Origin of the sequence: Plasticicumulans sp., assembly GCF_035331805.1 — a bacterium.
Taxonomy (GTDB): Bacteria; Pseudomonadota; Gammaproteobacteria; order Competibacterales; family Competibacteraceae; genus Plasticicumulans.
Genome location: NZ_DAOLKE010000097.1, coordinates 1 through 11,176, shown reverse-complemented (window position 1 = coordinate 11,176; position 11,176 = coordinate 1). Strand labels below are relative to the sequence as shown.

General features: G+C 70.1%; 10 protein-coding genes and 1 pseudogene. 7 read left to right on the top strand and 4 right to left on the bottom strand.

Annotation, left to right across the window (positions count from 1 at the left end):
* Nucleotides 1-671 (bottom strand): annotated as a pseudogene (locus tag PKE44_RS08955) (hypothetical protein); the annotation flags it as partial.
* Nucleotides 672-866: 195 nt separating this feature from the next.
* Nucleotides 867-1,679: a DUF1206 domain-containing protein gene (locus PKE44_RS08950; protein ID WP_324550248.1), complete on the bottom strand. Its 813-nt coding sequence runs from the start codon at nucleotides 1,677-1,679 to the stop codon at nucleotides 867-869.
* A 233-nt stretch (nucleotides 1,680-1,912) separates the two neighbouring features.
* On the opposite strand from PKE44_RS08950, the gene PKE44_RS08945 reads away from it, so the two are divergent.
* Nucleotides 1,913-3,703, top strand: coding sequence for a PQQ-binding-like beta-propeller repeat protein (locus PKE44_RS08945; protein ID WP_324550245.1), 1,791 nt, complete (start codon nucleotides 1,913-1,915; stop codon nucleotides 3,701-3,703).
* Nucleotides 3,704-3,849: 146 nt separating this feature from the next.
* Here PKE44_RS08945 and PKE44_RS08940 read toward each other — a convergent pair whose 3' ends face one another.
* Nucleotides 3,850-4,368 (bottom strand): DUF3617 family protein, encoded by a 519-nt coding sequence (locus tag PKE44_RS08940; protein ID WP_324550243.1) that lies wholly within the window; start codon nucleotides 4,366-4,368, stop codon nucleotides 3,850-3,852.
* Nucleotides 4,369-4,648: 280 nt separating this feature from the next.
* Here PKE44_RS08940 and PKE44_RS08935 point away from each other — a divergent pair, with 280 nt between their 5' ends.
* From PKE44_RS08935 to PKE44_RS08910, 6 genes are all read left to right on the top strand, one after another.
* Nucleotides 4,649-5,173 (top strand): hydrogenase maturation protease, encoded by a 525-nt coding sequence (locus PKE44_RS08935; RefSeq protein WP_324550240.1) that lies wholly within the window; start codon nucleotides 4,649-4,651, stop codon nucleotides 5,171-5,173.
* Between the two features lie 28 nt (nucleotides 5,174-5,201).
* Nucleotides 5,202-6,299: a 4Fe-4S dicluster domain-containing protein gene (locus PKE44_RS08930; protein WP_324550238.1), complete on the top strand. Its 1,098-nt coding sequence runs from the start codon at nucleotides 5,202-5,204 to the stop codon at nucleotides 6,297-6,299.
* A gap of 127 nt (nucleotides 6,300-6,426) precedes the next feature.
* Nucleotides 6,427-6,909 carry a cyclic nucleotide-binding domain-containing protein gene (locus PKE44_RS08925; RefSeq protein ID WP_324550236.1) on the top strand — a complete coding sequence of 161 codons (483 nt, stop codon included), beginning with the start codon at nucleotides 6,427-6,429 and terminating at the stop codon, nucleotides 6,907-6,909.
* Complete coding sequence (locus PKE44_RS08920) at nucleotides 6,909-7,766, top strand: FAD/NAD(P)-binding protein (protein ID WP_324550234.1); 858 nt, start codon at nucleotides 6,909-6,911, stop codon at nucleotides 7,764-7,766. Before PKE44_RS08925 ends, PKE44_RS08920 begins: the two co-directional genes overlap by 1 nt.
* A gap of 47 nt (nucleotides 7,767-7,813) precedes the next feature.
* Nucleotides 7,814-8,554: an oxidoreductase gene (locus PKE44_RS08915; protein ID WP_324550233.1), complete on the top strand. Its 741-nt coding sequence runs from the start codon at nucleotides 7,814-7,816 to the stop codon at nucleotides 8,552-8,554.
* 17 nt (nucleotides 8,555-8,571) lie between these two features.
* Nucleotides 8,572-9,876 carry a nickel-dependent hydrogenase large subunit gene (locus PKE44_RS08910; RefSeq protein WP_324550231.1) on the top strand — a complete coding sequence of 435 codons (1,305 nt, stop codon included), beginning with the start codon at nucleotides 8,572-8,574 and terminating at the stop codon, nucleotides 9,874-9,876.
* A 186-nt stretch (nucleotides 9,877-10,062) separates the two neighbouring features.
* Here PKE44_RS08910 and PKE44_RS08905 read toward each other — a convergent pair whose 3' ends face one another.
* A complete protein-coding gene (locus PKE44_RS08905) occupies nucleotides 10,063-10,368 on the bottom strand; it encodes a hypothetical protein (RefSeq protein ID WP_324550229.1) in 306 nt (101 codons plus the stop codon).
* Between the last annotated feature and the right edge of the window lie 808 nt (nucleotides 10,369-11,176).

Sequence of the window (11,176 nt, the reverse complement as noted above, 5' to 3'; positions counted from 1 at the left end):
TAGAAATAACCGTTGCCGTCGTAATTGAGCCGCAGGCTGCCGGTGAGTTCGGCCTGATGGATCAGCGGATCGACCAGCACCGGATTGACCTGCAGCACGCCGAGCAGCTTGACGATGGCATCGCGCGGCGTCAGCGGATCGTTGTGCACGAGGATGTCGCAGCGCGCCGTGCTCAGATACGACTGCCACTGCTGATAGACGTTGACCGCACGCTGCGCGTCGGACGGATGCGAGCTGCCGCCGCTGCCCTGGGCAGCCGCCCAGTACTTGTAAATGGCATCGAGCACCTCCGGCGCTTCCAGCGGGAAGAAACGCACGGCCTCCCGGCAGGCGACGTTGTCGGCCTGCGCCTCCCGGCCCATCGACTGCTGGGCGGCAGAAAGCAGCAGCGTCGGCACGATCGGCTGGGCCGTGTGCAGCAGCGTGTGATGGGCGATTTCGTGCAGCAGCACGAACATCGAGGCATACGAACCCATCTGCTGACACATGACGCCGTCATACCAGATGCGGCGTTCACCGCTCGGGCCGAGGTACGCCACCATCGGCGAACCGGTCCAGGACGGGTCCGGTGCCGGCCCGGCGATCATCTCGAAACCTTCGATGTTCGCCGGCAGCGAGATCGGTGAGGTTTTCCAGTCGGTGGCTGCCTGCCAGGCCAGCAGATTCGGCATGATCGATCCCCCAGTATCCGTGACCGGTTTCCGGCTGCCCCCTGCATGCAGTCCGGGTCCGCTGCCGGCAAGCGTAGCGGGCGGGTCGGGTCAGCAACGAAAGCCGGCCTGAACGGCAGGGGGATGCGCGAACGCGCGAGCCGCTGGTGTACCGGCGGCGAAGCAGGGTATGAGCGGCAGCAGCCGGCTGCGCCCTCACTGCGTCCGGATTCTCCGCCAGCGCGCCTCGATCAGGCTGAAGAACGCAAACGCCACCAGTCCGGCGCCGACGGCGGCCAGCAGCCATTCGCCGGCCGGCTGTTCGCGCAGTGCTGCGAGCGAGGCGCCAAGCCCCCTGGCTTCACGCGGATCGGCGCGCCAGGCGGCGACGATCAGGAACACGCCGATCAGCGCGAACACCACGGCCCGCGCGCCGATGCCGATGCGGCAGAGGTTCACGATCAGCGGCCGTTGCGCTTCGGGCGCGAGGGTCTTGCAGAAACCGGCCTTCCAGGCGCGCACGGCGAAGACCGCGGCGGTGATCAGGAACACCACGCCGACCCCGGCCACCAGCCATTCGCCGGCCGGAACGCGCAACAGCCGCGCCGTCCAGTCGCGGGTGCCGTCGCCGCTGCCGCCGTGGCCAAACGGCACGAGGCGCGGGAACTGCAGGCTCAGCGCGAATGCGGCCAGCGACAGGTTGGCGAGGCCGCTGCCGACATAGCCGAGCCGGCGGCCGATGCGCTGCGCGCGGCCTTCATCGGCGTACAGCGCATGTTCGGGATCACGCACCGCCATCAGCAGCCGCCAGAGTCCGTAACCCGCCAGCCCGGCGGCGGCGGCGATGACCAGCACCTCGCCGAACGGCTGGCGGAACAGGTCACGCAGCGCGTCCTTCGGATCCTCGGTCTCGCCGCCGTAGCCGAGCCCGGCCATCAGCGCCAGCGTGCCGATCATGAAGTAGACGACGGCACGGGCCAGATAGCCGAGGCGGGCGCCGGTTTCGAGGGCATGCAGGGCTTCGTTCATCGCCGGCGGACTCCGGGCAGTCTTGTCGTTGTCGTCGTCGGGCCGCAGCGGGGAGCGCAGCCGGTGCGCAGCAGCGCAGTGCGCTGCGGGCACCGGCTGTTTCGAGCCATGCCCCGGCACGCGGTTCAGTCGGACCGGCCGGGGTGCAAGGGCTGGCGGCGCGTGCCGGCGCCTGCGGCTACAGTGCCCGGCACGTTCCGGGATGCCCCGATCCCGCCGCAGAGGGCAGTGCCATGCATCGAATCCTTGTGCTGCTGTCGGCATTCGGCCTTGCCGCGCCGGCGCTGGCCGGTGCCGTCGACGATGCGCGCCTGCGCGATGCGGCGCAGGAGTCCGGCAACTGGCTCTCGTATGGCCGCGACTACGGTCAGCAGCGCTTTTCGCCGCTCACGCAGATCAACCGCGAGACCATCGGCCGGCTGGTGCCGAAGTGGATCTACCAGACCGGCACGACGGCCTCGTTCCAGGCCACGCCGATCGTCGTCGACGGCGTGCTGTACCTGTCGATGCCCTTCGATCACGTTGCGGCGATCGACGCCGCCAGCGGCCGCGAGCTGTGGCGCTACGAACACCAGCGGCGCACGCCGAAGATGTGCTGCGGCCCGGCGAGTCGCGGCGTGGCGGTGGCCTACGGCAAGGTGTTCATCGGCACCGTCGATGCGCGGCTGATCGCGCTCGATGCCGCCAGCGGCAAGCCGGTATGGGATGTGGCCGTCGCCACCGACGAGGGACCGACCGAGAGCGTCGGGCAGCTCGATGCCGGCAAGGCTGCGACGCGGCCGTCGGCAACCGGCAGCACCGGCATCGGCGTCAACATGGCGCCGCTGGTGGTGGACGGCAAGGTCATCGTCGGCATCACCGGCGTCGGCTACGGCCTGCACCTCGAAGCCGAAACCCCGAACGCGCCGGTCGGCACCGTCGTCGGTTTCGCCGGCCGCTATGGCCGGCCGGGCTTCTATGCCGCCTTCGACGCGCAGACGGGCAGGCGCGTCTGGCAGTTCGACACGGTGCCGGCGAGCGGCTGGGAAGGCAGCTTCCGCAGCACGACGCCGGACGGGGTGGCGCTGCCGCGCGATCCCGCCCGCGAGCAGGCCGAACTCGGGAAATATCCCGATGCCGCCCGCTACGGCGGCGGTTCGGCGTGGACGACGCCGGCCTACGATGCCGTGAGCGGCCTGCTGTACGTCGGCATCGGCAACCCGTCGCCGCAGATGGACGACCGCTCCCGCCCCGGGGACAACCTCTATACGGTATCGCTCGCCGCACTCGATGCCGGCACCGGCACGCTGAAGTGGCACTTCCAGCAGGTGCCGCATGATCTCTGGGGCTATGACGTGGCCAGCCCGCCGCTGCTGTTCGAGCTGCCGACGGACAAGGGCCCGGTGGCGGCGGTCGGGCAGGCGTCGAAGCTCGGCTGGTTCTATGCGCATGAGCGCCGCAGCGGGGCGCTGCTGTTCAAGTCCGAGGCCTTCGTGCCGCAGGAGAATCTCTTTGCCGCACCGACGGCGGAAGGCACGCGCATCGCGCCCGGTGCGGTCGGCGGTGCGAGCTGGTCGCCGGTGGCTTTCGATCCGGCGAGCGGTCTGGCCTACGTCGCGGCCGCGCACATCCCGATCCGCTACACGCTGCGCGAGATCGCCGGCACCAAAGGCGGCGAGGCGCTGCGCTACACCGAGCTGAAACCGGTCGATGAGCCGAACTGGGGCACGCTGACGGCGATCGCGACGCGCGAGGGCGGCCGCATCCGCTGGCAGCAGCGCACCGACAAGCCGCTGATCGGCGGCGTGCTCGCCACCGCCGGCGGGCTGGTGTTCACCGGCGAGGGCGACGGGTTTTTCGATGCCTTCGATGCCGCCACCGGCGAGCGGCTGTGGCGCTTCCAGTGCGGGGCCGGCGTCAACGCGCCGCCGGTCACGTATGAGGTCGACGGCGTGCAGTACGTCGCCGTCGCCGCCGGCGGCAATTCGCTGTTCGGCTACAAGAGCGGCGGCGCGCTGATCGTGTTCGCGCTCCAGCGCGACTGAAAGTCCGTCACTCCTCCATGTCGGGTCTGTCTCCTGCTCCCTCGCGTTTTGCCGCGCGAGGAAGCAGCGGAGACGCGACCCGGGCGCTTGCCGGACCGGGGCCTGGCCGGCGCTGCGGCATCAGGGCCCCGGGCGTGCGCCGGGTTTCAGGGCTTCGGCTGGCCCTGCGGCATTTTCGACGGATTGACCTTCATGCCGTTCGGCATCAGCAGGTCGCCGGGCTGCATGTCGGCCGGACAGGCGCCGAGCCAGCGCCCGGCGATCAGCACCTTGCCGTTCTTCATGCCCTGCATCGGCGGGCTGTATTCGGTGTTCAGCTCGCCCTTGTAGTCGCTGTCGAAGCTGCCCTCGAACCAGCCGGTCGTGTGCGTCTTCGTCTCGCCGAAGCGGCACTTCGACTCGATCACGTAGCGCGCGCCTTCGCGGCGGATGTCGACCTGCTCGCAGTTCTCGCGGCCGACGCCGTTCGGGCCGCCGACCAGATCGTCGGTCTTCTCGTCGATGCACATCTTGATGGCCGGCATCGCGCCGCCGGGCATGGCCGGCATCGACACGGTGGTCTCCCACAGGCCGGGCTTGCGTTTGGGCAGATCGGGGGCTGCCGTGGCGCCGGAGGCGACGAGGGCGAGCAGCACGGCGAGGGCAGGGCGGTGAACGGCAGGCATGGCGGACTCCGGAGGACGGGGACACGTGAGGCCGCGCTGGCGGCGGCAGATACGACCACGCAGCAGCGTAGCCGTCACGCGGCACGGACGAATCGGACGCGCAGCAGCGCTCGTGCCCTCCGCCGTGCAATGCGCAGGCGGCCTCATTGCGGCTGCCGGCAGCGCGAACCCGGGGAGCATCTTCCATATTCATCAGGGAGTTGCGCTGCATCAATGAAGCGGCTTTCATGATCCGCAGTGCATGGCGAGGCGCATCGGTCGGCGCTAGGGTTCAGGTGCCATGAAGACGACGGGAATCACGCTCCTGATCGGCATCGGCAGCGAGGCCCGCGGCGATGATGCCGCCGGTCTCGAAGTCGCCCGGTTGCTCAGCGCGAACCCGCCGCCCGGATGGCGGATCGAGCAGGCGACGGGAGAAGCGACCGACCTGATCATGCGCTGGGTGGGGGCCGAGCGGGTGATCGTGGTCGATGCCGCGCAGGCTGACTGGCCTGCGGGGACAATCGTCCGGCTCGACGGGCTGCGTGCGGTGCTGCCGGCGCAGACGCGGCAGACCTCGACACACGCGACGGGGCTTGCCACCGCCGTGAGACTGGCCCGGGCGCTCGGCCTGCTGCCGAGCGAACTGGTGCTGCTCGCGGTGTGCGGCGAGTGCTGGTGCCTCGGCACGGGTTTGAGCCCGGCCGTGGCCGCGGCGACGAGGCATCTGGCTGCGCGACTCACCGGGGGGGAGTTTCCGGCGGCAGCGCACGCATGGCCCGACCGGCCCGCAGACGGGCCGCGGCCGACAGGATCCGGTCTCTGATCCATCCGCAAGCGGAGGGCGATCCACCATGCAGCGCCTGAGTCTGGCCGGCCTTGCCGTGCTGCTGCATGTGCTGTGGGCGGACCGGCGCGAGATCATCGGTCCGCGGCTGCGCGACGGTGCGATCACGCTCGGCATCCTCCATCGTCTCGAAGACCTGCCGGTCGGCTGGAGCGACACCGCCCAGGAAGCCGCGCAGTACCGCGTCGTGCCCAGGGCCGACAGCGCGCGCTTCGGTCATGTGACCGGGCCGCTGTCGTGGAAGCGCTGGCTGTTCCTGCCCGAGGAAGTCCTGTTCCGGGCCGTGCGCGACGACCAGGACGGCGGCTTCACGCTGTCGGCGACGCCGACGGCGCCGCTGCGGGCGTTTCTCGGCGTGCGTGGCTGCGATCTGGCGGCGATCGCGATCCAGGACCGCATCTTCGCGCACGACCCCGCGTACTGCGCGCGCCGGGAGGCGACGCTGATCATCGCCATCAACTGCCTGGAGCCGGGCGGCACCTGCTTCTGTGCGTCGATGGAGACCGGACCGCAGGCGCGCGGCGCCTTCGACCTGAGGCTGACCGAATGGCTCGATGCCGGCACGCCCTCGTATCTGGTCGAGTCCGGCAGTGCGGCCGGTCGCAAGCTGCTCGCGCGGCTGCCGATCGAAGCCTGCACGCCGGAAGATCAGGCCCGCGTCGAGCAGGCGCTGGCGCAGGCGGCGACGCGCATGGGGCGGCAGCTCGATACCGGCGGGCTCGCCGAACGCCTGGCCGCACGGCCCGGACACCGGCACTGGCAGCAGGTGGCCGCGCGCTGCCTGGGCTGCGCGAACTGCACGCTGGTCTGTCCGACCTGCTTCTGCTCGACGATCGAGGATCGCACCGACCTGAGCGGCACGACGGCCGAGCGCGTGCGGCGCTGGGATTCGTGCTTCGATCTCGAACACTCGTACATCGTCGGCGGCAACGTGCGCGCCGATCCCGCGGCCCGCTACCGCCAGTGGCTGCTGCACAAGCTCGCGTACTGGCACACGCAGTTCGGCACTTCGGGCTGCACCGGCTGCGGGCGCTGCATCACCTGGTGCCCGGTCGGCATCGACCTGACCGTGGAAGCGGCGGCGGTGGCCGGCAGTGAAGCATGAGGCAGGAGACAGGACAGACCGGCGCGAATGATTCCCCGGCAGGACGACGGCAGACGGGCGGGACGACCCGTACCGGCTGCCGCTCCCGCCGCTCCTTGCTGCCGCCACGAACACCGGAGTCGCAGGCATGGTCGAGATCGCAGGGCTGGACCGGATGCTGCTGGAGCATCCGTTCTTCGCCGGCATGGCGCCGGAGCAGGCGGCGTTCGTGGCCGGCTGCGGACGCAACGTCGTGGTCGAGGCCGGGGCCTGGCTGTTTCGCGAGGGCGAGGCGGCCGATCAGTTCTATCTGCTGCGCCACGGCCGCGTGACGCTGGAGCTGCGCGCGCCGGGGCGTGAACCGCTGATCTTCGACACGCTCGGCGAAGGCGACATCGTCGGCTGGTCGTGGCTGCTGCCGCCGTTCTGCTGGAGCATGGACGCGCGCGCGCAGACGCTGGTGCGCGTGGTCGCGCTCGATGCGCACTGCCTGCGCGACAAGCTCGATTCGGACCCGGCGCTCGGCTACGCGCTGCTGCGGCGCTTCGTGCCGGTCATGGGCCGGCGGCTGCAGGCCGCGCGCCTGCAGCTCGCCGACCTGTATGCCCGGCCGCAGGGCGGGCGCGGCTGATGAACGCCACGCCCGGCGGGGCCGATCCCGCGCTGTGGCTGCCGGAGCCCTGGCGCATCGAGCGCGTGCGCCGCGAGCTGTCCGACACCTTCACGCTCGAACTGCAGCCGACCGCCGGCGGCGCGCCGCTGCGCTTCCTGCCCGGGCAGTTCAACATGCTCTACGCCTTCGGGCTCGGCGAGGTGCCGATCAGCATCAGCGGCGATCCCGAAGCCGACGGCCCGCTCGTGCACACGATCCGCGCGGTCGGGCCGGTCACCGAGGCGATGCGCCGGCTCGTGCCCGGTGACGTGCTCGGCGTGCGCGGACCGTTCGGTTCGTGCTGGCCGGTGTCCGGGGCCGAGGCCGAGGGCTGCGATCTGGTCATCGTCGCCGGCGGCGTCGGACTTGCGCCGCTGCGCCCGGCGATCCTGCACGTGCTGCGTCATCGCCAGCGCTTCGGACAGGTCTGCATCTTCTACGGTGCGCGCACGCCGGCCGACATCCTGTACCGCCATGAACTCAGGCGCTGGCGCGGCCAGTTCGACCTGCTGGTCGATGTGACCGTCGATCGCGCGACGCAGGACTGGGCCGGGCGCGTCGGCGTCGTGCCGCGGCTGGTCGAGGGCGGCGGCTACGACCCGCAGCACACGCTCGCGCTGGTCTGCGGCCCGGAAATCATGATGCGCCACACGGCGCGGGCGCTGCTGGCGCGCGGCGTCCGCCGCGAGCGCATCCACGTGTCGATGGAGCGCAACATGAAGTGCGCGGTCGGCCTGTGCGGCCACTGCCAGTTCGGGCCGCATTTCGTCTGCCGCGACGGGCCGGTGTTCCGCTTCGATGTCATCGAGGCGCTGATGACGGTGGACGGGCTGTGAACGCAGCGCGCAATACCGCAAGGAATCCGTCCCGGCCGCGGCTGGCCGTGTTCAAGTTCGCCTCCTGCGATGGCTGCCAGCTGTCGCTGCTCGACTGCGAGGACGAACTGCTGGCCGTGTGCGAGGCGGTCGAGATCGCGTACTTCCCGGAAGCCTCGTCGGCGATGCAGCCGGGGCCGTACGACATCGTGCTGGTCGAAGGCTCGATCACGACCGCGCACGATCGCGAGCGCATCCGCAGGGTCCGGCGCAGCGCCCGGCGGCTGGTGACGATCGGCGCCTGCGCGACCAGCGGTGGCATCCAGGCGCTGCGCAATTTCCGCGATGTCGCCGAGTTTGCGCACCTCGTCTACGCCCGGCCCGAGTACCTCGACACGCTCGCCGAGTCGACGCCGATCGCCGCGCACGTGCCGGTCGATCACGAGCTGCGCGGCTGCCCGATCGACCAGCGCCAGCTGCTTGCGCTGCTCGACGCGCTGCTGCGCGGTCGCCGGCCGTCGATCCCGTCGGCTGCGGTCTGCACCGAGTGCAAGCGCGCCGGCCAGGTCTGCGTGACGGTTGCGCAGGGCACCCCCTGCCTCGGCCCGGTCACGCAGGCCGGCTGCGGGGCGCTGTGCCCGGGCTTCGCGCGCGGCTGCTACGGCTGCTTCGGACCGAAGGAGGCGCCGAATACCGATGCCCTCGCCGTGAAGCTCGGCGAACTCGGCCTCGACCCGCCGGCGGTCCGGCGCTTCTGGCACACCTTCAACGCCGGCGCCGGCGCCTTCCGCCGCGCCGGTGGCGGCTGAAGCCGCGGGAACCGGACATGGACGGCGAGCGCACACGGCGCATCGAGGTCGGCACGCTCGCGCGCGTCGAGGGCGAGGGGGCGCTGACGCTGCGCGTGCGCGGCGACCGGCTGCTCGACGTGCAGCTGCGCATCTACGAGCCGCCGCGCTTCTTCGAGGCGCTGCTGCGCGGGCGCGATTTCCGCGAGGCCCCGGACATCAGCGCCCGCATCTGCGGCATCTGCCCGATCGCGTACCAGCTCGGGGCTGCGCAGGCGATGGAGGATGCCTGCGGCGTGCAGGTCGGGGCCGGACTGCGGGCGCTGCGCCGGCTGATCTACTGCGGCGAATGGATCGAGAGCCACGCGCTGCACGTCTTCCTGCTGCATCTGCCGGATTTCCTCGGCATGCCCGATGCCGTCGCGCTTGCCGAGGCCGGCCACCGCGATACGGTCCAGGCGGCCCTGCGCATCCGCAAGCTCGGCAACGCGCTGATGCGCGTGATCGGCGGTCGCGAGATTCACCCGGTGAACCTGAAGGTCGGCGGCTTCTGGCGCGCGCCCGATGCCGAGGCGCTGCAGGCGCTGCTGCCGGACATCGGGCAGGCCACCGATGCGATGCTGCGTCAGCTCGATCAGCTCACGCGGCTGGCCTTCCCGGATTTCACGGTCGACTGCGAGTTCCTGGCGCTGCGCCACGACGAGGAATACGCGATCACCGAAGGCCGGCTGGTCAGCTCGCGCGGCATCGACCTGCCGCTCGAAGGCTATGACGGGCTGCTCACCGAAACCCATGTCCGCCATTCGACCGCGCTGCAGAGCCAGCGCAGCGACGGCGGCACGCCGGTGCACGTCGGGCCGCTGGCGCGCCTGCACCTGAACCGCGACCGGCTGCCGCCGGAGCTGGCCCGGCTCGCCGGGCAGATCGGACTGGAGCCCGGCTGCCGCAACCCGTTCAAGTCCATCCTCGCGCGTGTGATCGAGGTGCTGTACGCACTCGGCGAGGCGCGCCGGCTGATCGACGGATACCGCGTGCCCGAGGCTCCGGCCATCGACTGCCCGCCGCGCGCCGGCACCGGCTACGGCGCCACCGAGGCCCCGCGCGGCCTCTGTTATCACCGCTACACGCTCGCCGCCGACGGCGTGATCACCGACGCGAAGATCGTCGCCCCGACCTCGGTCAACCAGCGCCAGATCGAGGCCGACCTGCACGAGTACGCCGCCAGCCGCCTCGACCAGTCCGACGAGCGCCTGCGCCACGGCTGCGAACGGCTGATCCGCAGCTACGACCCGTGCATCTCCTGCTCGACGCACTTCCTGACGCTGAACATCGAAAACGGCTGAGGAAAGCCGCTAAAAATATAATTTTTATACCATCATATAGCGTGCTGCCGCTTCCGCAGCAGGAACAGGTTTCTGATGACCGGGCGGAGACCGGTGCGCATCACCGGAAGCGATCTGACAGGGCAGCGCTCTGCCGGCCGTAGCGCGGGATACCCGCCGGCCCTCTGCGGGCCGGCAGCGGGGGGATCAGGCGTGGAAGCTGCGGATCATCTCGACGTAGCGGCGCGACAGTTCGCCGCTGCGTTCCTGCGGATGGGCATCGGAAGCGCTCGCGGCGGCCATCGACAGCACTTCGTCGAGGCTGCGGCGGCTCAGCAGTTCGGACACGATCATGCGCATGCGCCGGCGCAGCCGCCATTTGCGCACCTCGGCCACGAGGTTGGCGCGCTGCTGTTCACGATCGAGCCGGTCGACCAGCAGCAGCGCGAGCCGGTGCAGCTGGTAGGACGTGGTGCGGCGCAGGTCAGTCTTGTTCAGATCGAGGGCTTCCATGGCTCATCGGTCCTCCGGCATGGGGGGTGAGGAAATGTGAATAAATCTTAATGACACTAGAGTCATTACTCAACGCACGTCCTGTGCATTGCATTGCAGCATATTCAGCAGAATTTACAAATGTAAAGTGATGCCGGATGCGGCGTAAGGTTGCTGACCGCCGCCGGCACCCTCCTGAAACATTCATGCATCAGTCGTGCTAAGTACCGGTACAAAGTGAAGAATCTGAGCAGCCATGCCGTCGGCCGGACCCGGTTCCATCGTGGTCTGGTCGCCATGCAGGGCGGCCGGCGGCATTCGGCAGGCTTGCCGGAAGATGCTGTTTCATCGGGTTTTCTTACACTTTTCCGCTTGGGTTCCTGCGCGGCAGCCAAGGCTCACGCACGCGCTGCGCCGCTCCGTCACCGCCAGCGCTTGCCCGGACACCCTTGAAAAAAAATCATCCGAAGCCCCCCGCACCGGAATCCGGGCTGCAGGGCGCCTGCACGCCGGATGATCCGGAATGCACCGCCTGAAAGCGTGGCCATCCGCTGCTGCACGCGGAGCGTGCTTCCCGGACGGCAGGGGCACCCGGGGGCAGGTGGCTGCGCGTGAAGTCAGCCGCGATCGGGCGCGTCAGCCCGCGAAATCCCGTGGCCGTGGCGGGACGGAGCGCCGGACGCGAACCCGGCAATCCGCCGGCTCCTGATAAAAGATGAACATAAACATTGACTTGTCTGGATGCCTTCCCGGTGCATCCGGCTGGCACGGCGACTGCGTAAGGGGAATCGTCCGCAGCAGCACGAAAAGGCCAACACGGCCGCTGCAC